Annotated in this window: 18 protein-coding genes and 2 tRNA genes; 11 read left to right on the top strand and 9 right to left on the bottom strand. The window is 44.2% G+C overall.

Features of this window, described 5'->3' with window-relative positions:
* Positions 1-133: 133 nt before the first annotated feature.
* The gene (locus tag ACFSKO_RS17340; protein WP_380253963.1) at positions 134-694 is read right to left on the bottom strand and encodes a hypothetical protein; all 561 of its coding nucleotides are present in this window, start codon (positions 692-694) and stop codon (positions 134-136) included.
* On the opposite strand from ACFSKO_RS17340, the gene ACFSKO_RS17345 reads away from it, so the two are divergent.
* Positions 685-1,200: a gamma carbonic anhydrase family protein gene (locus ACFSKO_RS17345; protein ID WP_380253965.1), complete on the top strand. Its 516-nt coding sequence runs from the start codon at positions 685-687 to the stop codon at positions 1,198-1,200. The genes ACFSKO_RS17340 and ACFSKO_RS17345 overlap by 10 nt on opposite strands.
* On the opposite strand, the gene ACFSKO_RS17350 is transcribed toward ACFSKO_RS17345, so the two are convergent.
* The 7 genes from ACFSKO_RS17350 to ACFSKO_RS17380 form a co-directional block, all read right to left on the bottom strand.
* On the bottom strand, positions 1,191-2,627 hold the full coding sequence (locus ACFSKO_RS17350; RefSeq protein ID WP_380253967.1) for an ATP-binding protein: 1,437 nt from the start codon (positions 2,625-2,627) through the stop codon (positions 1,191-1,193). The genes ACFSKO_RS17345 and ACFSKO_RS17350 overlap by 10 nt on opposite strands.
* Entirely contained in the window at positions 2,624-3,283 is a 660-nt protein-coding gene (locus tag ACFSKO_RS17355; protein ID WP_380253969.1) for a response regulator, read from the bottom strand. The genes ACFSKO_RS17350 and ACFSKO_RS17355 overlap by 4 nt, the downstream gene beginning before the upstream one ends.
* Positions 3,280-6,438, bottom strand: a complete 3,159-nt coding sequence (locus ACFSKO_RS17360; RefSeq protein WP_380253971.1) for an efflux RND transporter permease subunit — start codon at positions 6,436-6,438, stop codon at positions 3,280-3,282. The genes ACFSKO_RS17355 and ACFSKO_RS17360 overlap by 4 nt, the downstream gene beginning before the upstream one ends.
* Entirely contained in the window at positions 6,431-7,771 is a 1,341-nt protein-coding gene (locus tag ACFSKO_RS17365; RefSeq protein ID WP_380253973.1) for an efflux RND transporter periplasmic adaptor subunit, read from the bottom strand. The genes ACFSKO_RS17360 and ACFSKO_RS17365 overlap by 8 nt, the downstream gene beginning before the upstream one ends.
* Positions 7,761-9,038, bottom strand: coding sequence for an efflux transporter outer membrane subunit (locus tag ACFSKO_RS17370; RefSeq protein WP_380253976.1), 1,278 nt, complete (start codon positions 9,036-9,038; stop codon positions 7,761-7,763). Before ACFSKO_RS17370 ends, ACFSKO_RS17365 begins: the two co-directional genes overlap by 11 nt.
* Before the next feature lie 17 nt (positions 9,039-9,055).
* Entirely contained in the window at positions 9,056-9,307 is a 252-nt protein-coding gene (locus ACFSKO_RS17375; protein WP_380253978.1) for a hypothetical protein, read from the bottom strand.
* 103 nt (positions 9,308-9,410) lie between these two features.
* On the bottom strand, positions 9,411-11,198 hold the full coding sequence (locus tag ACFSKO_RS17380; protein WP_380253980.1) for a PHA/PHB synthase family protein: 1,788 nt from the start codon (positions 11,196-11,198) through the stop codon (positions 9,411-9,413).
* A 244-nt stretch (positions 11,199-11,442) separates the two neighbouring features.
* Here ACFSKO_RS17380 and ACFSKO_RS17385 point away from each other — a divergent pair, with 244 nt between their 5' ends.
* The 8 genes from ACFSKO_RS17385 (at position 11,443) to ACFSKO_RS17420 (ending at position 19,483) form a co-directional block, all read left to right on the top strand.
* A complete protein-coding gene (locus tag ACFSKO_RS17385) occupies positions 11,443-12,456 on the top strand; it encodes an OmpA family protein (RefSeq protein ID WP_380253982.1) in 1,014 nt (337 codons plus the stop codon).
* A gap of 193 nt (positions 12,457-12,649) precedes the next feature.
* A complete protein-coding gene (locus ACFSKO_RS17390) occupies positions 12,650-13,876 on the top strand; it encodes an LL-diaminopimelate aminotransferase (RefSeq protein ID WP_380253984.1) in 1,227 nt (408 codons plus the stop codon).
* A gap of 3 nt (positions 13,877-13,879) precedes the next feature.
* Positions 13,880-15,169, top strand: a complete 1,290-nt coding sequence (locus tag ACFSKO_RS17395) for a homoserine dehydrogenase (RefSeq protein WP_380253986.1) — start codon at positions 13,880-13,882, stop codon at positions 15,167-15,169.
* 63 nt (positions 15,170-15,232) lie between these two features.
* The gene (glpX, locus tag ACFSKO_RS17400) at positions 15,233-16,201 is read left to right on the top strand and encodes a class II fructose-bisphosphatase (RefSeq protein WP_380253988.1); all 969 of its coding nucleotides are present in this window, start codon (positions 15,233-15,235) and stop codon (positions 16,199-16,201) included.
* 112 nt (positions 16,202-16,313) lie between these two features.
* The gene (gene recJ / locus ACFSKO_RS17405) at positions 16,314-18,104 is read left to right on the top strand and encodes a single-stranded-DNA-specific exonuclease RecJ (RefSeq protein ID WP_380253990.1); all 1,791 of its coding nucleotides are present in this window, start codon (positions 16,314-16,316) and stop codon (positions 18,102-18,104) included.
* A gap of 9 nt (positions 18,105-18,113) precedes the next feature.
* On the top strand, positions 18,114-18,893 hold the full coding sequence (locus ACFSKO_RS17410) for a DUF1194 domain-containing protein (protein WP_380253993.1): 780 nt from the start codon (positions 18,114-18,116) through the stop codon (positions 18,891-18,893).
* Between the two features lie 74 nt (positions 18,894-18,967).
* A tRNA-Glu gene (locus ACFSKO_RS17415) sits at positions 18,968-19,043 on the top strand.
* 364 nt (positions 19,044-19,407) lie between these two features.
* Positions 19,408-19,483: transfer RNA gene (locus tag ACFSKO_RS17420), tRNA-Glu, on the top strand.
* A 57-nt stretch (positions 19,484-19,540) separates the two neighbouring features.
* On the opposite strand, the gene ACFSKO_RS17425 is transcribed toward ACFSKO_RS17420, so the two are convergent.
* Positions 19,541-20,425, bottom strand: a complete 885-nt coding sequence (locus tag ACFSKO_RS17425; protein ID WP_380253995.1) for a LysR substrate-binding domain-containing protein — start codon at positions 20,423-20,425, stop codon at positions 19,541-19,543.
* Positions 20,426-20,634: 209 nt separating this feature from the next.
* Here ACFSKO_RS17425 and ACFSKO_RS17430 point away from each other — a divergent pair, with 209 nt between their 5' ends.
* Positions 20,635-22,206, top strand: coding sequence for a trimethylamine methyltransferase family protein (locus ACFSKO_RS17430; protein WP_380253997.1), 1,572 nt, complete (start codon positions 20,635-20,637; stop codon positions 22,204-22,206).
* 42 nt (positions 22,207-22,248) lie between these two features.
* The gene (locus ACFSKO_RS17435) at positions 22,249-24,690 is read left to right on the top strand and encodes a GcvT family protein (RefSeq protein ID WP_380253999.1); all 2,442 of its coding nucleotides are present in this window, start codon (positions 22,249-22,251) and stop codon (positions 24,688-24,690) included.
* Positions 24,691-24,736 lie beyond the last annotated feature (46 nt).

Consider the following 24,736-nt stretch of genomic DNA (forward strand, 5'->3'; position numbering starts at 1 on the left):
TTTAGACGCGGGACTTTAAAGCTCGGTTTTAAAAGAAGCTCTTAATTTATTTTCATAAAAACTATAACCATAAAAAAGAGGGCTGATAAATAAGCCCTCTTTTTTATTTAAACTTCATTGCGGCGAGTTGGTTTTATCCGATTGGATACCACTGCTGGCAAAGGCGTGGGCCTCTGGCTTCGCGGTTACCCTGAATGCCAAATTGAAGCATTTTTAAAGTACGGTTGGCTAATTCTTTGATATGAGATTCAGGAACACCTGATCTGCTCAACTTAGAGCGTGATTTTATAGCTTTAGCTTTATGAGTTGCTGACTTTTGCGAATTATTAACTTTGATATAAGCTTTGGCGAGACAAACCTGCTGCTGATAAAAGCGCGGTTCATTTCCACGAGCCTGGCTCGGAGCTGAAAAAGTTAGTGTACCAAAACCAATTAAGGCTGTCAGGGCAAGGGTCGCGATACGTTTGTTGCCACTCAGCATATTTTCTGCTCTCCAGCAAATTAAAACAGTTGATAATCTTATATATGGAATCAAGGTGGTTGAAAAATAGTAAAGATGGGGCGAAGTAATTTTTTTATAGTACAATATTGTTAATTTGTTAACCTCAAACTTAAAAAATCCAAAGAATATAAATAATTTAAGAGGATAGCCCTTTGCCTGGAATAATTTTGCCGTACCGTGGTGTGAGCCCAAAAATCTCTCCAGATGCCTTTATTTCTGAAAATGCGGTCATTATTGGTGATGTTGAGATCGGACCTGGATCGTCTGTTTGGTTTAACTGTGTTGTAAGAGGGGATGTAAACGCGATCCGCATTGGGTCAAACACCAATATTCAAGACGGGACGATAATCCATGTTAATCATGATAGGAGCGGCGAGGATTACAGGAAAACAGGCGGCGGGCTTCAAACCATTATTGGTGATGGCGTTACTGTTGGTCACATGGCACTTCTTCATGCATGTTCCATTGCTGATCATGCGTTTATTGGTATGCGGTCAGTGGTAATGGATGCAGCTGTTGTGCAGTCTGATGCTATGGTTGCTGCTGGTGCGCTTGTAACGCCGGGTAAGATTGTGCCGACTGGAGAGTTGTGGTCAGGATCTCCTGCTAAAAAATTCAGAGATTTAAAGCCTGACGAGCTTGAAGGAATAAGGTATTCAGCGCGAAACTATGCTGAATTGGGGCAAAGTTATTCTTGAGACTTCTCTTTGATGGGGAAGATAACATCAACCTGTAAACCAACCAGATCTTCCGGGTCACTCAGGATAATCTCTGCCTTGTGAATGTCTGCAACCCGTTTGACAATCGACATGCCAAGCCCAGAACCCGTCTCTTGCTCGCCTGCGCCTCTCACGAAACGTTCAAAAATGTAATCTTTCATATAATCAGGAAGAGGGCGACCGGTATTCTTAACGGATAGGGTTAGATTGGTATGACTTTGGCTAATAGTGATACGAACAATGCCCTTCTTCTGGCAATATCGAACGGCATTATCGACCAGATTTCGACATAAAAAGGTTAGGGCAGATGGAAGGCCGTGTATTTGGTTGATGTTCAAAGCGTTAATATCAAAGTCGATGGATTTGTCTTTGATTTTATCACCCAGATCAGCGGATACGTTTTGAATAATTTTGTGGAGATCGACTTCCTTGGTCTTTTCATGCAGAGTATTGGGGTCTAGACGGGCAAGTGTGACGAGTTGTTCGACAGTATGTGTTGCTCTGTCCACACGTAACGAAATAGCTATAAGGCCTTCTTTTTGTTCTGGATCTGTGGTTTGGCGTTCCCGCAGCTGTGCCTCTGTTTTTATGGCTGCGAGCGGCGTTAGAAGCTCGTGGGCAGCATTTGCTGTAAAACGCTTTTCACTCTCCAAAGATAACTCCAGCTCACTCTGGTTGCGATGAATGATTTCCAGATTGTAATTAAAGGATTCAACTATGGGCCAAATTTCACTGGGCACCGCTTTTACAGAAAAAGGTAAAAGATTACTTTTTGCCCTCTCAGAGAACTGATCTGATATTTTTACAAGAGGCTTTAGACTTCTGTTAATGCCCCAAAACAAACTTATGAAACTTAAGGGCAGAACCAAATAAATGAGGGGAAAGTTTTCTCCGATAAAGAAAAAGGCAAGGACAATGAAAGTAAGGCTGCCATCAAAAGCAAACTCCATGTCTTCTGTTGCCACGGCCCAGGCATCGACCCCTTTAATTTTTTTTGCGTAAGTTTGCCATACAATGACATCGTCTTGTTCTTTGTCAGTAAATAAGCTGATCCCTTCTTTAGTCGGAACTGGCATTATCGGACTAATGTAAGAACTGGCAATGACCTTACCTTTATACCAGACTTGATAGCTGCTGTCTGAATCTAGTCCTGTATCCACGAATTCCGGCGGGGATTGCCTAATGGTTTCGAGCCATTTTTCTAACGCGGGATTTCCTTCTTCAAAATAACTTAACGGCAGGGCGCTTGCTAGTAGTTCACTTCTGCTTTCGAGGGCATCCTCGGTTAGGGAAAGGAGCAAGTTCCTCATACCAAACATGACAACGGCCAGGATTAATATCCAGGATATCGCTGTTATTGTTAAAGTGTAGATATGAAACCTGTTTTTGAGGGAATAAAACTTCATACCTTTTCGACCTTATAGCCAACACCTCTTAGAGTAGTAATGACACCAGATCCCAAACGTTTACGCAATCTGGAAATTTGGGCTTCAATTGCGTTAGGAGTTACGCAATTATCCCAATTATAAGCATATTCTTCCAATTGCGTTTTTGATATATAACGTCCTTGGCTTTCCATCATTTTTTGTAAAATTAGAAATTCAGTTTTGGACAGCTGAATTTTATCTCCGCCAAGGGTGACTTCATGCCGGTCCGGGCAAAGCTTTAAATTGCCAATTACCAACTCGCTGGATGCCTTTACTTCCCTTCGCCGACCAAGAGAACGCAATCGTGCAAAAAGCTCATCAAGATCAAAGGGTTTGGTCAGATAATCATCGGCCCCGCCGTCAAGGCCCTCAATCTTTTCTGAAGTCGCAGTTCTTGCGGTGAGCATGAGTACAGGTATTGTCACACCTTTTTTGCGGGCTTCTTTGAGAAAATCAATACCTTGTTGGTCAGGCAGCATCCAATCGAGAATGATCAGGTCAAAGAAACTAATATTAAGGGCTAGCTCTGCATCTTCGGCTGTTTTTACCCACTCACATACACTGCCATCATGATGAAGGGCGCGCTCGAGACTGGCGCCAAGTTGTGGGTCATCTTCAACGAGAAGGATTTTCATATGTTCTGTTCCTGATTTACTCGGGCGTGTGCGTTCGTATTGAAACTCGATTTGGGGTTCTCATCTGAAGTAAACAGCCATTTGATGTCCTGACTTATCTCGTAGAGTGTCGGGACAAGCAAGAGCGTAACAAAAGTAGCGATTAAAACACCAAAAGCCAAAGATATCGCCATGGGAACAATAAATTGAGCCTGGTAGCTCCCCTCAAATAAAATGGGTAGCAATCCCAAAACTGTGGTTAGAGATGTCAGAAATATCGGACGAAAGCGGCTGATACAGGCGTGTCTTACCGCTACTTGGATCAATGTCCCCTTGTTTTTTAAATAATTGATCCTGTCAACCAGGACCAGGTTATCGTTTATAACAACCCCGGCTGCTGCGAGAACCCCCATGATTGAAAAGGCACTGATTTCCAAACCGAGGAGATAATGTCCATAGATTGCTCCTACCAGCCCAAAAGGCGCTGCTGTAAGGATGATAAGGGGGAGAAAATACGAGTTACTGCCAATGGCGAGTAAGGCATAGATAACGAAAAAACAAAGAACATATAAACGCAAAGCCTCTTCTGTAAATTCGTCTTCCTCCTCAGCGTCGCCAGAGAGTTTGTAATCAAAATCAGGGGAGCTTTCTTTAATGGTGGGGATAATTGAATTCTCTATTTTTTGCAGAAGTTCAAACCGGGTCCATGTGGCTTTGCTGAAGATAATATCAACAGAGGAAGTTTGGCGGCCATTTATACGTTCTATATAGCTTGAGGTTGTATTTTCGAGCAAAGTCGCGACCGTTGACAAGGGAACCTTTCGTTCTTTGTCTAGGGTGACGGGGAAATCCTCTATGTTTTCCAGTTCAAGGCGTTCTTGTTTGGGCAGGCGGAGAACGACATCTGTGGTTTGAATACGTCCAGGTAAGCGATCCAGTCTTTCGCCTTGAAAAGCTGTCGCAATCTGTTGGCTTATATCGGACATGGTAATGCCTAGACGCTGGCCTTCTGGTCGGAGTTGAATTTTGTATTCCGACTGTGGAGTGCCAACCGTGACTGTGAAGTTATAAACCCCTGCAAGATTGAGAACCTCTTGCTCTAATTTTGTGATATTTGATCTGATGGCTTCATCATTTGCTCCAAACATTTTCAGAGATAGGATGTTGGGGGTGCCATCTTCACTTGCAGAAAAGCTTATTTTTTTTGCAGACGGGATCGGACCCAGTTTTTCCTGCCATTGCGAAATAAGGGTGTCGATGGGAATTTCCGATAAAAGTTGCGTATCTAGCTCTACGACCATGAAAATATCTTGCCCCGAAATGTAAGAAGCATAATTTTTAATAGCTTTTATAGGCGTACCGTCTTCTTGAAGCGGAAGGTTAATCTCCCTTTGAACATTTTCGAATGAAGTCTCCAGACGTTCCATTGTGTTGGTTAAGAAATCATTGGAGCTGTTTTTGTTTAAAGTGATCTGCGCAACAATCTGTGCTTCTGCCATATTGGGAAAAATTTGAATGGGCACACGCCCAGATACGATAAGATACCCTGATAAAACAGCCAAAATGACGAAAAGGGACAAGGTTGTATAGCGCCAGATCAATGTCTGGTGGAGAAATTTTCTGTATGATCCGTAAATAAATCGACGGAGAGACTTTTGAAAAGCGAGCCGAAGCCTAGAGATGGGCTTTGTAAATAAAGAGGGTAATTTAAGCCATTTTTGAGGATGAGAGAGATGTACAGGTAGAATAAAGAATGATTCGATAAGAGAGAAGCTTAGTACAGCAACAATTATGACAGAAATATCATAAAGAAAGCTGCCAATAATGCTTTTGAATAACAAGCCGGGTGTTGCGGCAACAATCGTGGTGATAACGCCGAGTAACACAGGTTTCCAGACTTCTTTAATGCCAAGATATGCTGTTTTTGTACTTATACCGTGTTTATTTTGCTGATTGTAAATGCTTTCTCCGATAACGATGGCATCATCAACCACGATCCCTAAAACCAAGAGGAAGGCAAAAGTTGAAATATGGTTTAACGAGACATCGAGGAGGGGAAGAAACCAAAAGGCTCCGGTAAAGGATATGACGATGCCGCCGCATACCCAAAATGCCAGACTTACTCTCAAAAACAAAACGAGCAGAACAAAGACAAGGCCCAATCCCATGAGGCCGTTATCAACAAGCATGGATAATCGTTGAGCAATATCCTCACTGTCATCCAGCCACAGGGTAATTGTTATGCCTTCGGGGAGGGTTGATTGTACATCCTGTACCTTTAGCTTCAATTCTTTGATGGCGCTCAACATATCCTGAGAGCTGTCGATGAAAACCTCCAGGCCGCTGGAATTTTGACCATTAAATCGGCTGGTGAATTTTTCTTCTTTCCTGAGAAGCCTGATCGTCGCGATTTCCCCAAGAAAAAGAGTGGCGCCGTTGGATCTATGAACGAGGGAGATTTTCTCAAACTGCTGTGGCGTGAAAGCTCGACTATTCCCCCTTATCGTCAATTGATTGCCAATTTGACCAATGGATCCCGCCGGGATGTCTATTGAAGATGTTCTGATCGCTTCTGCAATATCTGAAAACTTTAATCCGGTTTGTCGTAAATTTTCTGAAGGGATTTCAATAACCAGCTCCAAAGGCGGGGCTGAAAAGAGTTTAATTTCGCTGAGGGAGGTTTCCTGTAATAGGGTAAAGCGTAATTTCTCACCGACGAGTGTCAGGGTTTCCAAATCGGTATTGCCGTGAATGGCGATATCGATAATGCGATCATTATCGGCTGTTTTAGCAATTCTGGGACGTTCACTTCCGGCTGGAAGGGTGCTTAAACTGTCTATTCTGTTTTTTATTTCAGTAATTTTTTCCTGTAAATCCACATTTGAATAGAAGAACACAGACGTCGTTCCATGGCCTTCAACAGCAAAGGAATAGATATTTTTGATACCGGGTAAATCTTTGAGAGCGTTCTCAATGGGGAGTGAAATATTTTGTGCTATGGCCTGAGGTGACGCACCGCGATAATCAATGCTAATATCAACCGCATTTAACTTGATCGTTGGAAAAATTTGAGTTTTGATATCGGGTATCGAGATCAAGCCTCCGAGTAAAATCAAACACATTAACAAGTTGGCAGAGACTGAATTAAGGGTAAACCAGCGAATAAGACTATTCATTGATTATCGCCTTGTCTTGAGTAGAAGCTGTTGCCTGATAAGGGGCGTTTTCGACAGGCCGACCCTTTGTTATATTTTGATCGCTGGTTTGATCACTGGAATGAAGATCTCTTTTGTCCAAGCTCTTTATGGAAAGCAGCATATCTGTCGCGCCACCCGAGTTGGTGCGAATTTTCATACCTTCAATGAATATTTCCGGAGGTTTGGTTATTATTCGTGTGATAGGTGAGATGTTTGCTGTAATATATATATAATTATTATGTTTTTTTAATATATTTACTTTATTTTTTGTCACAACATCCAATTTATCTACGGTCAAAATACTGTCGTTTAAATAGAGGGCGCTTCTTGGTATTTTATAGAGGTTGGTGATGTTTTTTGATGTAATTTCGGCGTGTAGAAATGTTCCGGATAGTAGAGCATCAGGAGAGTTGGAAGGCGCATCAAAGTTTAAGACCTCTGCCACAAGTACATATTGATTTGTATCTTTCAGGAGCTCTTTTTCAAGGCGCCGTATTTTTCCAAACCACTTTTTATCGTTTCCTCTTTGCGGATCCGTAAAGGAAACCATCCCCTCAATGTTACCGTCATTAGACAGAGGAAGGTATTCCAACTGTTTTCGGCTAATGGGAAGGCGGATTTCAAATTGTTGATCTGAGAATATATCCATAACAGACGTATTACTGGATACAAACTGGCCTGTCTCAAGGGAAACACTTTTAATAAAGCCATCAAAGGGTGCACGATAAGTGGTACGTGCCAAATCCAGTTGGGCTTTTTGAAGTTCTGCACGGGCGGCATCTAGTTTTGCCTCGGCTTCACGCATTTGTGGTAAGCGCAAGGTCAGTGCCGAAGGCTCTCCCTGACCGTACTTTACCCAATCGGCCTTTGCCAACTTTGATTCTGCTTTTTCCCGGATTAATTTTTGTTCTGCAGAGGCTACTTCTGCTTGAGCTTTGGTTAACGATAGTTTGTAGTCACGAGGATCAATTTGGAACAAGAAATCATCTTTGTAAAAATGATTTCCAGACTTTAAATTTTCTGGTGTTTTAATAATAATACCAGATACTTGTGTGATAATTTTAATCTTATTTATTGGCTCAATTACACCTTGTGTATGAATAGAAATATTAGCAATTTTTGATGATAGTTCCATTGTCGGCAGAAGAGGCGTGACTGGATAAACGGTCGTGTCATTCAAGTCTGCTGTATCGTTTCCTTCGATACTCGTTAATACTATTGTAGCAAGGCTGACCATAAAGATTGGTATGGCGATACGAAGGACATTTTTAAGCTTATGAGTATGATTTTGATCAGCTGTTTTATTTTTCAACTGATTGCTCCACAGTAGGTTCTTCCAATTTAGTTCCGTTTGTTTTTTGATCCTTGTCTTTAGGCTCAGATAAGGAAGTCGTTTTTTTCTCTGCAGGTACTGTTGGGATACTTTGCCCTCCTAGCGCGAGAAAGAGTATCGCCCTCGTTTGAAGGCGTTGTTTTTGTATGTTCACAAGGCGGGATTTAGCCACAAAAAAACGTTGCTGTGCTTGTAATAAATCCAATATTGAGATGAGGCCATTGAAGTACTTTTCCTGAGACAGTCTTTCACTTTCAGCAGCATTTAATGTTGCTTTCTGGAGTTGTGTCTCTTGGTCTGCTAAATGAACATCACTGGTTAGGGTGTCTTCGACTTCTTGGTAGGCTTTGAAGACGAGTGCTATATAATTTGCAGTTTGTTGATCGGTTACAGCTTTTTTATGTTCAACGATGGCAGTGCGTCGTCCGCCGTCAAAAATGGGTTGGATGATACTGCCAGCAATGGATGTAATTAAGCTGACGGGGTCGAAGAGATCTTTGAGCTTTCCGTTTTGGTAAGTTGTTGAGTGAGAAAGGGACAAACTTGGGAGACGGTTAGATTCAGCTTCTTTTACTCGAAAGTTTGACGCAATTATTTTCTCTTCTGCGGAAAGAAGGTCAGGCCTGTTCTTCAATAAGTTACTTGGAATTCCTGCATTAAAATTGTTATTTATTTCGGGTAGAAATTTTCGTGTTTTGATCTCAGCAGAAGGGTAACGACCAAGTAAAATTTCTAACTGCCTCGCAGCCTTGCTTCGTTGATCAACTCTGGAAAACAAAGTTGCTTGTGCTGTCGCTAAATCTGTTTCAACCAAGCGGAGGTCCAAAATATCTGACAGTCCTGCATTGTAACGGTTAGTCGTTCTTTCTACGATTTGAGCGAGATTATTTTTTTGGTTTCTGGCGATAACTTCTTGTTGAGTTAAGGCTATTAGTTCTATCCATTGCTGGGCAACCCTTGTTGCAATGGACAATTTGGCGTTCTTAAGATCAAATGCACCTTGATTAAGATCGCTTTGGGCTGCAGAAGATGTTGAGCGTAAACGCCCCCAAACATCAACTTCCCACGAAACTTTGGCTTCAAGTCTAAAGTTATTGTCATAGTTCTTAATGCGTTTGCCGTCAAAATCGTTTGTAGAGCTTTTTGTTCTGCTGGCATTGGATAAAAAATCAAAGCTAGGGAAAAAAGCTGCGGTCTGTTTTATAAGATTGGCTTTATATTGTTCATGAATAGCTCTCGCTGCCATTATTTCGGGGTTATTCTCTAGATTAGTTCTGCGTCATCGTCTACTGCAAACCATTGTGATGTTATTATTCCTGCTTGCTTGTGGGTTTTAGGCGATTGTTCCAGCTTGGATTTATATCTTGTCTCGCTTGCCCATGATTCAGGAGGCTTTGGAAGCAACTTTGCATGATCCTTTGGCGGTGAGAAAACAACACAGGCGTTTAAGGCCGTTGCCATAAGGACAATGGGGAATGATGGAAAAAGAAAATGGGTAATGGAGCTATTGCGCATAAATGCTTGATAGCGGGTGAGGCTGACAAAAAACTGACAAAGCTTAATTTAAGAAGTGTACCTCCAAATTTGACTTTGTCAGTAATGTGGCTTTGTTTTGTGGTTACCTTATTCTGACGTAACTTCCTGGGGCTGGTTCAATCGACTTCAATTTGCCTGCCCCTGGTGTGCGTGCGGGTATAAGTTTTCCGCTCTTTTTCTTAGCCCACTGTGCCCAATGTCCCCACCATGATCCTGGATGTTCAACCGCGTTGTCTAGCCACTCGTCGGGTGTTTCGGGTGTTTCTTTATTGATCCAGTGAGAATACTTGCCAGCCGCAGGAGGGTTGATTATTCCAGCTATATGACCTGAAGCTGCTAGGACAAATTCTTTCTTTCCTGAAAAATGCTGCGTGTTGGCATAGGTGGATTTCCAAGGCGCAATATGATCTTCTTTGGCCGAAATCATAAATGTTGGAACGGTTACCTTGCCGAGGTCTATGGGGGTGTTATCCAGCTCAATAGCACCGGGTTGGATGAGCTTGTTATCCAGATACATGTTTCTGAGATAAAAGCTATGCATCTTGGCAGGCATGCGAGTTGTGTCTGAATTCCAATAAAGCAAATCAAAGGGGAAAGGAGTTTTACCTAACAGATAATTATTCACGACAAAGGACCAGATAAGGTCATTCGATCGTAGCATGTTAAAGGTCGTGCCCATTTCGACCCCATCAAGATATCCTTGTTCAGCCATGCGTTTTTCAAGGGCAACCAACTGATCTTCGTCTATGAATACTCTTAGTTCCCCAGCTTCTGTAAAGTCGGTCATGGTAACAAAAAATGTTCCACTTTTTATACGCGTATCTTTTTTCTCGGCCATATAAGCAAGTGTTGAAGCCAGAAGCGTGCCGCCAAGACAATAGCCGATGGCATTGACCTCTTTGGATCCAGTTGCTTGTTCTATAGCGTCAAGAGCAGCGAGGGGGCCTTTAATCATATAATCTTCAAAAGACTTCTCTGCGAGTTTTGCGTCTGGATTGATCCAGGAAATCATAAAAACAGTGAAGCCTTGTTCAACGGCCCATTTTACAAAGGAGTTCTTAGCCTTCAGATCAAGGATATAGAATTTGTTAATCCATGGAGGGATGATCATAAGTGGGCGAGTGTGTGTTTTATCTGTTGTTGGTGCATACTGAATTAGTTGCATCAACTCGTTTTGATAGATGACCTCTCCGGGGGTTGTTGCAATGTTTTCTCCAAGAGTAAATGCATCTTCGTCAGTCATCTTGATGCGACCTTTATCAAGGTCAGCTATTAAATTTTCCAATCCCTGTAAAAGGTTTTGCCCACCGGTTTCCGCCGTTGCTTTGAGGATCTCAGGATTGGTTATTAAAAAATTGCTTGGGGAAAGGGCATCAAGAAACTGTTTGGTATAAAAATCAACTTTTAGAGCGTGGGATTCGTCCAGTCCTTCAACGTCTTTGACTGATTTGTGAATGGAATCCGCTGTGAGCAAATAGGATTGTTTGATAAAGTTGAAAAAGGGATTGTCTTCCCAGGCTTCGTCTTTAAATCGACGATCTTTTGTTTTCTCGGGAGAAGGCGATTCTTTTTCGATTTGTTGGGAAGAAAAATACTTTCGGGCAGATTCTTGCCAAAGATTATTATATCCCTGCCATAGGTCGGCCTGTAATTTTAATGCTTGATCTGGATCAGCCCAAAAGCGCTGTGACATTTCCCAAAATGCTTGACCAATACGCATGGGATCCGGGTCTTTGTCTAGGTTTTGCTCACTTTGTTTCTTAAGAAAGCTTTGTACCATTTCCTGAGATTTCTCAGAAATTGCGGCCATCGTTTCAGCAATTTCTGTGGGATCTGGCATATTTATTCCCTCCGGGTGTTGATCGGCCATTCAGCCTTCCCTATGATCTGTTTGGTCTTTTTGTTGAATCGTATATCGCCTTGTTGCTCTTTCAATGTTATACACCCATTGTTACAGCTGGAAGTATAAAAGAACAACAAGTGAGGTCAATATCGTTCGTGTGTACATCAAATCAGTTGTAATGCTGATGTACATGCCCCGATTTATTTGACGTTTACGATTTATTTGACGTTTACATGGGGGAACGGTCTTAGTTATGACCAAGGACAGATGTATGCCTGAGCAGAAAAAACAAAGTTTGTATCGTATTGGGGGAAAAGGTCGGTTAGCGGGAGTGCTTGCGCTACCTCTATTGTTGGCGGCTTGTTCTTCCACACCGGATTGGGCAAACCCAGTCGCATGGTTTGACAGTGACGAACCAGAACAACCAACGCAGGTTACGAATGCTGAGAATGTTGTTCCTGCGGAAGGTTTTCCTAATCTTTCCAGTGTGCCTGGCGAATCACCACAAACAGCTACCGGTGATTATAAAAATCAAGTGACCGAAGGTCTTGTTGCTGATCGCAATAATGCTGAATACAGCAATCAACCTTTAACGGCACGTTCAACACTGGTTCCGGCTGCTCCACCACCGTCTGTGCCTCAAGCACCGGGTGTCGCGCCTCAAATTCCGGCTGCACCGCAAAGTGCGGCTCCATCTGTTCCTCAGTCTGTAAATTCTGTACCGCAACAAACGCCACAGCAGACAACCCTAATTTCTTCACAAGGGGGCTCGGTTCTTCCGCCAGCTTTCCCAAATGGTGCTCCCTCTTACGGTCAGCAACAGTATAGTGGCCCAGGCTACAATACGCCGAGTTGGGGCTCCCCTTATACTCAACAACAGACCAACGGTTACGGTCAACAACCTTATGGATCACCCTATGGTGCGCAGGCATCTGGCCAGTTGGTTGCTGTTATCTATTTTGCTCACGGATCATCAAACCTGAACAATCAAGACATGCAGGTCATACGTGATGTTGCTTCTCTTTATGGTCAAAGAGGTGGGGCGATTACAGTTCTTGGGCATTCAAGCTCTCGTACACAGCTGACAGATGCGTTGCGTCATCAACAGGTCAATTACGAAATATCAGGTAAACGTGCTGAGGCGGTGACACGTGCGCTTCTTAATTCTGGTGTGCCTAGCGGGCAAGTTCTCACAGATGCACAATCTGATAGTAATCCAGTCTTTCATGAATTTATGCCGACAGGTGAAGCTGGGAACCGTCGTGTAGAAATCTATGTGAATTAGGAGAAAGGTTTCTTGAGTTTTTCTTGAGAAATCTTGGTGTAAATAAGCACATAAAACATTGGTCACGGAGCTGGTATTCTGCTATCTGCTTCGTGGCCTTTTTTTTTGAGGTTGATCGACTGTTAAAAGAAGACTGAAATGTCAGAGCTATCTTGAGACAGATTGTATAAAACTAATCACTATAGAGTTGAGAATGGACCAGGAATTTCACCGTATTAAACGTTTGCCGCCTTATGTATTTGCTGAAGTTAATGCATTAAAAGCAGCAGCGCGAGCGGCGAAAGAGGACATTATCGATTTTGGGATGGGTAATCCGGATCAACCTCCACCGAAGCATGTCATTGATAAACTCACAGAAGTTATTCAAAACCCCCGGGTTCATGGATACTCTACTTCACGAGGGATTCCGGGGCTTCGCAAAGCGATATCAGCTTATTATGATCGACGTTTCGGCGTTGATATTGATCCTGAAACAGAAACAATTGTGACTCTTGGTTCAAAAGAAGGGCTTGCAAATCTTGCTCAGGCAATAACAAGTCCAGGCGATATTATCTTGGCACCAAACCCAAGTTATCCAATCCATGCTTTTGGTTTTATCATTGCTGGAGCAGCTATTCGCTCGATGCCTGTGGGAGAGCAGGGGGGGACGCACGCGAATAGTATTATGGAACAGTTGGAAGTTGCTGTAAGACACTCCGTTCCCAAACCTCTTGCTATTATTCTAAACTATCCCTCAAATCCAACTGCAGAAGTTGTTGATTTGGATTTCTATGCAGAAATTGTTGATTTTTGCCGCAAACATGAAATCTATATTATCTCTGATTTAGCCTATGCAGAGGTGTACTTCGGAGATACGCCGCCGCCTTCAATTCTTGAGGTGCCGGGTGCAAAAGATATTGCCGTTGAGTTTCTATCAATGAGCAAGACTTATTCCATGGCAGGGTGGCGTGTCGGGTTCTGTTCTGGTAACAAAAAACTGATTGCAGCTTTAACGCGTGTGAAGTCCTATGTAGATTATGGTGCATTTACCCCGGTTCAAGTCGCTGCTGTTGCGGCACTAAATGGTCCTCAGGGATGTATTGATGAGATGCGTGACAGATATCGCGGCAGACGGGATGTTCTTATAAAAGGTTTGGCTGCTGCAGGATGGGAAATCCCAAGCCCACCGGCGACAATGTTTGCTTGGGCACCGCTTCCAAAAGAATTTGCACATCTCGGGTCCATGGAATTCTCCAAATTACTTCTGGAGCATGCTAATGTCGCTGTTGCTCCTGGTGTTGGCTTTGGTGAGTACGGTGAAGGTTATGTCCGGCTTGGCTTAGTTGAGAATGAACAAAGAACCCGTCAGGCTGTGAAAAATATCAAAGCTATGATGCAGAAAAAAGATAGTATCCTCGAACAGATAAGTGAGCGGAAATAAAACGTGAGTGAACCTCTTAAGATAGCAATCGCTGGGTTAGGTACTGTTGGTACTGGGACCGTAAAACTTATTCAGGAAAACCTTAACGTTCTTTCTCAAAGAACGGGACGTTCCATTTCCATTGTCGCGGTTTCAGCTCGTAGCAAAAAAAATCGCGATTTTGATATGAGCGAAATGGTTTTCTATGATGACGCTGTCAAAATGGCAGCCGAATGTGATGCCGATGTTATGATGGAATTGATTGGTGGCTCAGAAGGTATTGCCAAAGAGGTTGTCGAAGTCTCAATAGCAAAAGGTCGCCACGTTATTACGGCGAATAAAGCTCTTCTTGCCCATCACGGTACTGAACTTGCCCTTAAAGCTGAGGAAGCAGGTGTCGCACTTTGCTATGAAGCCGCGGTGGCAGGAGGAATTCCTGTTATCAAAGGTCTTCGCGAAGGTCTCTCAGCGAACTCATTTGATCTTGTTTATGGTATCCTTAATGGTACCTGTAACTTTATTCTGACCAACATGCGTGAAACGGGAAGGGATTTCGAAGAGGTTCTCTTTGAAGCACAAGAACTCGGTTATGCCGAAGCTGATCCAAGTTTCGATGTTGATGGAGTTGATGCTGCGCATAAGCTCTCTCTTTTAAGCTCGGTTGCTTTTGGAACTGAGGTTGATTTTGATGCGGTTTATATCGAAGGAATACGGAAAATCTCAGCTCAGGATATTATAAACGCCGAAGAGCTTGGATATCGTATTAAGCTTCTGGGAATTGCCCGCAAGACTGAGCATGGAATTGATCAACGTGTACATCCGTGCATGGTTGCCAAAGATCAACCGATTGCGTCTGTTGAAGGTGTGCTTAATGCCGTAGTGTGTAATGGTAATCACGTTGGTACCACCGTGTTTGAAGGCGCTGGCGCAGGTGGCGGCCCGACTGCTTCTGCTGTTGTCGCCGATTTGGTTGATATCGCACGTGGGACAATCCTACCGACTTTCGGTGTCCCGGCTGCCTATCTTGAGAAGCCAATTGCTCAACCGGTCGAAAAGCGAGAAGGCTCTTATTATTTAAGACTGAATGTGGAAGATCGTCCCGGTGTAATCGCCGATATTGCGCATATTCTACGAGACGAAAATATTTCGGTTAAATCTCTTCTGCAGCATGAAACAAATCCTGGTAAAGCGGTGCCTTTGGTTATTACGACACAGGCAACTGTTGAAACTGCAATGGCACGATCCCTTGAGAAGATTGCTCAACTGGATTGTGTTCTTGAAACACCTAATATGATCCGGATTGTCTCTCTTTAAGAGGGCGTCTGAAAATTATAACCTGTTCATGATTGAACAATATCAAAGTCAGAGGACAAAGATATGGAACGCAACCTGGCCCTCGAGACCGTACGTGTCACAGAAGCAGCTGCGCTAGCTTCTTCCCGCTTAATGGGGCGTGGAGATGAAAAAGCTGCTGATCAGGCTGCTGTAAATGCAATGCGTGATGCCCTAAACAGTATGGCCATTGATGGTACTGTTGTCATTGGAGAAGGCGAACGAGATGAAGCGCCGATGCTTTATATTGGTGAAAAAGTTGGTTTAGGCGGTCCGGGGATTGATATTGCCCTTGACCCTCTTGAAGGAACAACTTTAACTGCCAAAGGCGGCCCTAACGCGATGTGTGTTATCGCTATGGCCGAATCAGGTAACTTCCTGAATGCCCCCGATACATATATGGATAAGATTGCTGTTGGTGGTGGTTTACCGGAAGGTGTTGTTGATTTGGATGACACAGTGTTCAATAACCTGACCAATCTTGCGAAAGCCAAGAAGACTGATGTAAGTGATCTTGTGGTTTGTATTATGGATCGTCCGCGTCACGAAGAAAAAATTATACAAGTTCGTGAATGTGGCGCACGCATTGTCCTTATTGGGGATGGTGATGTCGCTGGTGCAATGGCAACAAGCAGCTTTGACAGCGGTATTGACCTTTATATGGGCGCTGGTGGTGCTCCTGAAGGGGTTTTGGCCGCTGCTGCACTTCGTTGTACGGGTGGACAGTTCCAAGGGCGTCTATTGTTTAGAAATGATGACGAAGTTGCTCGTGCCAAGCGTTGGGGCATTGATGATCTTGATCGTAAGTACGAGATCGATGAACTTGCCAAGGGCGATGTGATGTTTGTTGCAACTGGCGTAACAGACGGTAGCCTTCTTCGCGGTGTGCGTCGCTACAAAGGCGGTGCTACAACTCAATCCATCGTTATGCGGTCGAAAACGGGTACGTCTCGTCTTGTTGATGCGACACATAATTTCTACCGTAAAACATGGTACGACAATTTGGGTGTTTAATAACCCAAGCTCAATAAGTTGTGACAGAGGCGCCTATAGGGCGCCTCTTGTTTTTTGAGTGGAGAGCAGTAGGCTGTTCTCAACGCAATTTAGAAAAAGTGGTAAAGAGTATATGTCCGACAGCAACCGCGACGTTTTCCTTGGTGTTGAGAATTCAGTTACTGGCAAGCGCTGGGAAGAGAGACTTAAGGATCAAAGAACGGCACTGGCATTAAGCCAGCGGTTGGGACTGCCTGAAATTATTGGACGCTTGCTTGCCGCGCGCGGCGTCAGTTTTGAAAATGCAGAAGCCTACCTAAAACCAACTTTGCGTGACTGGTTACCCAACCCTTCAGATTTAAAGGGAATGGATGCTACAACAGCACGGATCATGCATGCGATTAATAAGAAAGAAAAAATTGCTGTTTTTGGAGATTATGATGTTGATGGAGCAACTTCCAGCGCACTACTAATACGTTACTTTAAAGGCATTGGTATTGATCTTTATGTTCATATACCTGACCGTGTGAGTGAGGGATATGGTCCCAATCTTTCTGCTTTACTCAAGTTGCAAAAAGAAGGTTGTTCTTTAGTTATCACCGTTGATTGCGGCACGTCTGCTTTTGAAGCACTGGAAGGAGCGAGAGACGCAAATCTCGATGTGTTGGTTATTGATCATCACGAAGCTGAGGCTAATCTACCTCCGGCCATTGCTGTGGTTAACCCGAACAGGCAAGACGAAACCAGAGAATTTTCGTCTCTTGCGGCTGTTGGTGTTGTGTTCATTGTTCTTGTTGCTTTGAACCGCTGCCTACGTGATGCGCAGTGGTTCACCCAAAACGGTGTCTCAGAGCCCAACTTGATGAACTTACTTGATCTTGTTGCTCTTGGTACCGTATGCGATGTGGTGCCGCTTACTGGGTTGAACAGAGCCTATGTTAGCCAAGGAGTCAAAATCCTGGCAAAAAGACACAACCCTGGAATCGTGGCTTTATCCGATGTTGCTAAGTTATCAGAACGTCCTGACAGCGGTCATCTTGGGTATACTTTGGGGCCGCGCGTTAATGCAGGTGGCCGCGTTGGACAGTCGTGGCTTGGTGCTAAACTGCTCTCTACGAATAACGTTGAAGAAGCAGAAAGTATTGCGAAACAACTTGAAGAATATAACACTGATCGTAAAAATATTGAGACCGAGGTACTTGACCAAGCTTTAGGTTCAGTTGGTGATGAAGCTGAATTAAATGGTTGCGTACTTGTGGCCGGGGATGGTTGGCATCCAGGGGTCATAGGTATTGTCGCCAGCAGGCTTAAGGACCGTTACAATTTACCTTCCTTTGTTATTGCTTTTGACGACAAAGGAATAGGGAAAGGGTCTGGACGTTCTGTGCCTGGGGTTGATCTTGGTGCTGCGATTATTGCTGCACGTCAGGCCGGAATACTAGAAAATGGAGGGGGACACTCGATGGCTGCTGGGTTGACGGTACGCAGGGAACGCTACAATGAACTTTGTACGTTTTTGCGCGAACGTTTATCTGTTGCTATGGAGCAAACGTCTTTTGTGCCGGGACTTGGTATCGATGGCGCCCTACAGCCCGGTAGTGCATCCGGCGAATTGATTGATCTTCTAGAATCCTGTGGGCCTTTTGGGATGGGTAATCCACAGCCGCGTTTCGTTCTCCCTTCTGTACGGATACTGAGGCCAGGTATTGTTGGTGAGAGCCATGTACGCTGTATTCTCAGTGGTTCTGATGGACGTTCGATTAAGGGCATTGCTTTTCGATCACTTGATAGTGAACTAGGGCAGGTTTTACTCAATACTGGCGGTCTGCCCTTACATATCTGCGGTAAATTGAAGAAAGATACCTGGTCTGGGCCAGACGGTGTTCAGATGATAATTGAAGACGCGGCAATAATTAATCGGTAAGGTGCATTTATGGACCTCATGTTTGAATTTTATGCAATACGGTTATTAGGCAGAATTTATTCTGCCTTTTTTGTCGGATTTATTTTTTTTGCAACATTATTTAACAGCTCTCACGGGGGAGCTCAGGATAAACTTGATGTGGATCTTGAACTCGTACTCGCTGTAGATGCTTCAACCAGCGTTTCCGCTCAAGAATTTGATTTACAGATGCGCGGGATCGCGCAGGCCTTTCGCGAACCTCAGGTCATGCAGGCAATTGCTGTGTCCGGGGATAGGGGGGTCGCAGTATCCGTTATTCAATGGGCTAATAACTTACTTCAAAAAGTAGCTGTTGATTGGTATCTGATCACAGATGAGGAAAGTGCGTTGGCCTTTGCTGATCTTGTTGATGAAACGCCGCGTTACATATTTGGTGGAGGAACTTCTATCGGGGGGGCGATTACCTATTCAACCCGGCAAATGGAAGTAAACGATTATAGCGGGGCACGTAAAGTTATCGACATTTCCGGTGATGGGAGGTCTAATCAGGGCGCACCCCCGGAACTGGTTCGTAATCAGTCAACGTCTCAGGGGATTGTCATTAATGGCCTTGCGATCATTAACGAAGACCCTTTTATTGATCGCTACTACGAGAAGTTTGTTATCGGGGGAACCGGTGCATTCGTTCAGACCGCGACAACATACGAAGATTTCGGCATTGCCATGATGGAGAAGTTGGTTAAGGAAATTGGCGGGGTTCCCGTCGCCCAAAAAGACCCTGCTTTGAAGCTTGCAAGTACAGAAAATTAAAAAAAATTACAGAATCGAAATTCAAGGCTTGCAATGGGTCCGCTAAATAGGTAAATCCTCACTCACCGATAGATGACCCCTTCGTCTAGAGGCCTAGGACACCGCCCTTTCACGGCGGCAACACGGGTTCGAATCCCGTAGGGGTCGCCATCGTTTCAAAAGCCGCTTTTCAGCGGTTTCTTTGATTCTTGATGTGCTTCAAATTTTTCCACTCAGCGAATAAATTTATAATTGGTACGATGAAATTATTAGTGATTGGGTAAAGTGGTTCGCTGTTATCAGGTCAATACGATTTATTTCCAGATTATTCTCAAATCGATTCGAGATTTAGGAATAATGGATAATAAAAAAATGCGCATTCAATAGAATATATTCTCGCTTAGGTTACTGATTTATAACTGCGAATTGAGAAATTACATATAATTTTCTGGAAAATTAAAAAAAATCATATTTGTTGGTAAAAGGGGCTTGCATTGGGTCAGCTAAATAGGTAATTACTTGCTCACCGATAGATGACCCCTTCGTCTAGAGGCCTAGGACACCGCCCTTTCACGGCGGCAACACGGGTTCGAATCCCGTAGGGGTCGCCATCGTTTCAAAGCCGCTTTTTAGCGGCTTTTTTGATTCTTGGAATAATGTATATGTTGCTAAGCTTTCTTTTTAGTTTCTGTAGCTAATTCATTTATAATCCATTTATGAAAAGCTTTAACCTTCGGGCTGTCGATTAACTCTTTCTTGCAAACAAGATACCAATCTCCGCTGTGGCAGCTCTGGTCACCAAAGGGGCGGATAAGGGTTTCATTGGCATCTCTTGGGGCGGCAAAGGGACTGTTGGTCATGGCAATGCCATGCCCCTTTCTGGCAGCTTCTAGTGCCAAAAGATAATTATCAAAAGTAAGAGCTTGATCTGGTGCCCAACCTTCTATCCCAGCTTCTTTAAACCACATTATCCAATCCTGATTATGATTAAATAACTGTAATATATGGTGATTTAAAAGATCTTTTGGTTCTTTAATGGGGGATTTACCCGTCATAATGTCTTGGTGACACATCGGGGAAAGGCGTGCTTCTGCCAGGTGCAGATAAACTAGATCGGGGTCTTTTTTGTTTGCCCAAATAATTCCAACATCAGTACCGCTTTTATCAAAGTCCCAATTAAGATAAGAGGTATTGAGTTGTGCCTGTATACCATTACTGGCCTGATAAAAATCGTGGATGCGGGGTAAAAGCCAATACATGGCAACGGTAATGTAGACTTGAACGATCAAAGTCTTGGGACGTTCTCTTGATTGAAGTAAACGGGTACCATCGGAAATTCGGTCAAAACAATCAGTTAGTATGGGTAGATAAAATAATCCAGATTCTGTCAAAACCACATTTCTGCCAGATCGACTAAATAGCTTAACGCCAAGTTGTTCTTCTAGGTTTCTAATGTGATGGCTGATGGCTGAGTGTGTTATGTTGAGTTCTTCAGAAGCCATACGAAAGTTTAAAAGTCGTGCGGCTGATTCGAAGGCCCGCAAAGCGTTCAAATTTGGGAGCTGCCTTTTGTGTAACACGTAAAAATAACCCTCAAGTTAGCAAAGATTGATACTGAGTAAGACACAGATTTTCTTTGAACAATATACATATTTTAAATTTAAATGATGAGTAAATGTGACCAATTAGTGAAAAAGCATCAATTGTCCAAAATTTCACAGTTCTCCACAATCTAATTCAGGTTTTTCAGGAGAGTTAAGAAATGAGTGAAGTCGTTACACAGAACCGTCGCCGAGGTGGACGTGTTGCAAGACAAGCTATTAGATCTGCGCCCTTAACCGAGGAAACAAGAGCCATTCATCCTGGATTGGAAAGCGGTAATTTCAAGGTCCTGAGTGACCTTCAAATTAAACGTATTCATACTGCGGTTCTGGATGTATTGGAAAATATTGGCCTTGCGGATGCGATACCAAGCTGTATCGACGTTATCACCGCCGCAGGTGGTGTTCTAAAAGATAATGGTAGGCTAACGTTCCCGCGCGCCCTTGTGGAAGATATGTTGACCAAGGTTAACCGAAACGTCGTTCTCTATGGGCAAGATCCCAAACACGATATGGAACTTACGGGGCGTAAGACATATTTTGGAACGGCGGGTGCTGCGGTTCATATGGTGGATGCCCAAACAGGTGACTACCGGGAATCCACGACACAGGATCTCTATGACATCGCGCGTCAGGTAGATAAACTGGATAACATTCATTTTTTCCAACGCTCTGTCGTTTGTCGAGACCTCCCTGATCCCTTCGATATGGATTTTCACACCTGTTATGCTTCTGTCTCAGGTACGACCAAACATGTTGGTTCGAGTTGGGTCGAAGTTGATCATTTTGAAAAATCTCTAGAGATGCTTCATATGATTGCGGGGGGTGAAAAAAAATGGCGAGAGCGCCCCTTCGTAAGCATGTCTAATTGTTTTGTCGTTCCGCCCTTAAAGTTTGCTGAAGATGCCTGTAAGTGTCTGGAGGCTTCTGTGCGTGGCGGGATGCCTGTTCTACTACTCGCAGCAGGTCAGGCAGGCGCAACGTCTCCTGCGTCGCTTGCGGGGGCGGTTGTGCAGGAAACTGCCGAGGTCCTTGCAGGCCTTTGTTATGTAAACGCAATTGAGCCGGGCGCGCCCGCGATCTTTGGGACCTGGCCCTTCGTTTCTGATCTTCGTACCGGAGCAATGAGTGGCGGCAGTGGAGAACAGGCCCTGTTGGTAGCGGCCTGTGCTCAGATGGGAGAATTCTACGACTTACCGACCGGGGTTCCAAGCGGGATGTGTGATTCTAAAGTCCCAGATTATCAAGCTGGGGCCGAAAAAGGCTACAATCATGCAATTACAGGGAATTCCGGGACTAATCTGGTTTATGAATCTGCTGGGATGCACGCAAGTTTACTGGGATTTTGTATGGAAAGTCTGGTTCTGGACAATGATACCATCGGGTCGGTGTTAAGGACGGTGAGAGGGATTGAGGTAAATGAAGATACTTTATCTCTCGAGGCTATTCGCAGCGTTTGTGAAGAGGGGCCTGGGCATTACCTGGGATCGGATCAAACGCTTTCGGTAATGCAGTCAGAATATTTTTACCCCGAAACAGGAGAGCGCAGCAGCCCGAATGAGTGGGATGAAAAGGGCAAGCCAACCGCGCTGTCTATCGCGACGGAAATTGTGAAAGATACCATGGCCAATCACCATCCCCGTCACATTAGTGAAGAACTGGACCGGGAAATTCGCCAGAAGTTTGATATCAAGTTGCCCAGAGCATTAATGAGCAAAAGTGTAAATAACTAAGCACTGATGACAACAAAGTAAGAGAGTTGGACGGGATAAAAAATGAAAAGTCATGCAAGAATTGTTGTTATTGGTGGGGGTGCAGTTGGCTGTAGTGCGGCTTACCATCTTGCGAAAATGGGATGTACGGATGTCGTCTTGTTAGAAATGGATGAATTGACATCTGGATCAACCTGGCATGCGGCGGGCAATTGTCCGACCTATTCCGGTAGCGTCAACATCATGAAGATGCAGAAGTACGGTGTTGAGCTCTATGGGCGTTTGGCTGAAGACGTTGACTATCCGATGAATTACACCCGGACAGGATCAATCAGGCTGGCACAATCTGATGAGCGGATGTTCGAGTTCGAACACGTTAAATCCATGGCAAAGGCTCAAGGTCTTGACTATGAAATCATGACCCCGAACGAAATGAAGGACATTTACCCTTTCCTTGAAACGCACAAGCTGGAAGGCGGCCTTTGGGACCCGTTGGATGGCGACATTGATCCAAGTCAGCTTACACAGGCCTACGCCAAAGGTGCGCGTGATCTCGGTGTGAATATCCTTCGATTTAACCGTGTAACCGCCATAGAACAGACCCCCAATGGGGAATGGCGCGTTGATTGTGAAAAAGGCTCTATTACCTGTGAGAAGGTCATTAATGCTGGGGGCTATCGCGGTGGTGAGATCGCGGCGATGGTGGGGCAATACATACCGATCGTTTCTCTCTCTCATCAGTATCTGGTGACAGATGCGATCCCTGAACTCGAAGCCTTAGATAAAAAGTTACCGCTGCTGAGAGATCCGGATGATAGTTATTACCTGCGTCAGGAACGGGACGGGCTCATTCTGGGGCCATATGAGTGGAAAGCAACGCCCCATTGGCTCGATGGTTTGCCAGAGAACTTTGCTTCTCAGTTGTGGAACGAGGATCTTGAACGGATCGAATGGTATATTGAACAGGCTATGGCTCGGGTGCCTATCTTGGAAAAAGGTGGGGTCGCACGCGTGATCAACGGGCCTATTCCCTATACTCCTGACGGACTTCCTTATATTGGACCGGCGTATGGTCTGGATAATTTCTACCATTGTTGTGGTTTTAGTTTCGGTATTACTCAATCCGGCGGGGCGGGTAAAATTATCGCGGAACAGGTTCTTGAAGGTGAGTCCGAGTGGGATATGTGGATGTTTGATCCACGCCGTTATACCGACTACGGAACACAGAAATATGTTGTTGATAAAGCGATAGAAGTTTATCAAAACGAATACGCGATTCCTTTTCCACATGAGGAACGCCCTGCTGGTCGTCCTGCGAAAATGACCCCCGTTTATGACAAACTTAAACAAAAAGGCGCTTTCTTTGGTGCTCGTGGCGGTTGGGAGCGTGCAGTTTGGTTCCCGTTGGAAGGTGACCAACGTCCAGAAGAACAGACCGTCTCGTACATTGATGACCGACGTAACTGGAACAAGGCTGTTCAGGCTGAATGTGAAGCAGTTCGTGAACGTGTAGGCGTTCTCGATCTTGGTGGCTTTACAAAGTACGAGGTATCAGGACCGGGAGCCACTGCGTGGCTTGATTTCATGGTTGCGGGTAAGATGCCCAAAATAGGTGGAATGTCCCTTTCTTATTTTCTGTCCCGTAAGGGACATGTGATGACGGAAATGACAATTACGCGTCTTACTGAAGATCAGTATTGGCTGATTTCTGCTGGAGCGGGGGAATGGCACGATGAAGACTGGTTACTTTCTAACATGCCGGGTGATGGTTCGGTTGAGTTTGAGAACATTACAGATAGCTATGGAACGTTGGTTGTTGCAGGCCCGCGTTCTCGTGATCTCTTGTCTAAGGTCACAAGATCTGATCTCTCCAATAAAGCGTTCCCTTGGTTAACCACACAGCCTATTGAAATCGGGTTTTCTCCAAATATTTTGGCTATGCGGGTAAACTATGTTGGAGAGCTCGGATGGGAGCTACATGTACCTATGGAGTTCCTTGGGCATGTCTATGATGAAGTTATGGCTGCTGGTCAGGATTTTGGTGTTGCAGATTTTGGATTGTATGCGATGGATTCCCTTCGCCTTGAGAAGTGCTATCGCTCATGGAAAGTGGATATTATTCACGAATACACGCCATACGAATTGTCTCTTGATCGCTTTATTGATGTCGATAAAGGCCCGTTTATGGGGCGCGAGGCTCTCAAAATTCATAAAGATAAGGGGATTAAGGAGCGTTTTGTTCCTTTGATTGTAGGTACAAGTATTGCTGAAGCTCCTTATTGTTCTCCGATCTATCAAGGTGACGATATCGTTGGAATAACCTCATCTGGCGGATATGGCTACCATATCGATAAAAATATTGCCTTGAGTTTTGTTAGAACTGATTTGGCCGTGGATGGTACAAAACTGGAAGTGAGTATTCTTGGTAAACGTTATCCGGCGGTGGTGGGCAAGGAACCTCTATATGATCCCAAAAACCTTAAGCTGAGGGATATAAGCTTATAGAAATTGATTGAATTCAGTACGATCAGAATAAAGAGCGCAAAAATTT

This window comes from Kiloniella antarctica (genome assembly GCF_042682825.1).
Lineage (GTDB): Bacteria > Pseudomonadota > Alphaproteobacteria > Kiloniellales > Kiloniellaceae > Kiloniella > Kiloniella antarctica.

Excerpts from the sequence above, each read along its gene's own strand:
- ACFSKO_RS17350 (WP_380253967.1), bottom strand. The coding sequence starts at position 2,627 with ATGAAGTTTTATTCCCTCAAAAACAGGTTTCATATCTACACTTTAACA.
- ACFSKO_RS17355 (WP_380253969.1), bottom strand. The coding sequence starts at position 3,283 with ATGAAAATCCTTCTCGTTGAAGATGACCCACAACTTGGCGCCAGTCTC.
- ACFSKO_RS17360 (WP_380253971.1), bottom strand. The coding sequence starts at position 6,438 with ATGAATAGTCTTATTCGCTGGTTTACCCTTAATTCAGTCTCTGCCAAC.
- ACFSKO_RS17370 (WP_380253976.1), bottom strand. The coding sequence starts at position 9,038 with ATGGCAGCGAGAGCTATTCATGAACAATATAAAGCCAATCTTATAAAA.
- ACFSKO_RS17375 (WP_380253978.1), bottom strand. The coding sequence starts at position 9,307 with ATGCGCAATAGCTCCATTACCCATTTTCTTTTTCCATCATTCCCCATT.
- ACFSKO_RS17380 (WP_380253980.1), bottom strand. The coding sequence starts at position 11,198 with ATGGCCGATCAACACCCGGAGGGAATAAATATGCCAGATCCCACAGAA.
- ACFSKO_RS17385 (WP_380253982.1), top strand. The coding sequence starts at position 11,443 with ATGCCTGAGCAGAAAAAACAAAGTTTGTATCGTATTGGGGGAAAAGGT.
- ACFSKO_RS17390 (WP_380253984.1), top strand. The coding sequence starts at position 12,650 with ATGGACCAGGAATTTCACCGTATTAAACGTTTGCCGCCTTATGTATTT.
- glpX (WP_380253988.1), top strand. The coding sequence starts at position 15,233 with ATGGAACGCAACCTGGCCCTCGAGACCGTACGTGTCACAGAAGCAGCT.
- recJ (WP_380253990.1), top strand. The coding sequence starts at position 16,314 with ATGTCCGACAGCAACCGCGACGTTTTCCTTGGTGTTGAGAATTCAGTT.
- ACFSKO_RS17410 (WP_380253993.1), top strand. The coding sequence starts at position 18,114 with ATGGACCTCATGTTTGAATTTTATGCAATACGGTTATTAGGCAGAATT.
- ACFSKO_RS17430 (WP_380253997.1), top strand. The coding sequence starts at position 20,635 with ATGAGTGAAGTCGTTACACAGAACCGTCGCCGAGGTGGACGTGTTGCA.
- ACFSKO_RS17435 (WP_380253999.1), top strand. The coding sequence starts at position 22,249 with ATGAAAAGTCATGCAAGAATTGTTGTTATTGGTGGGGGTGCAGTTGGC.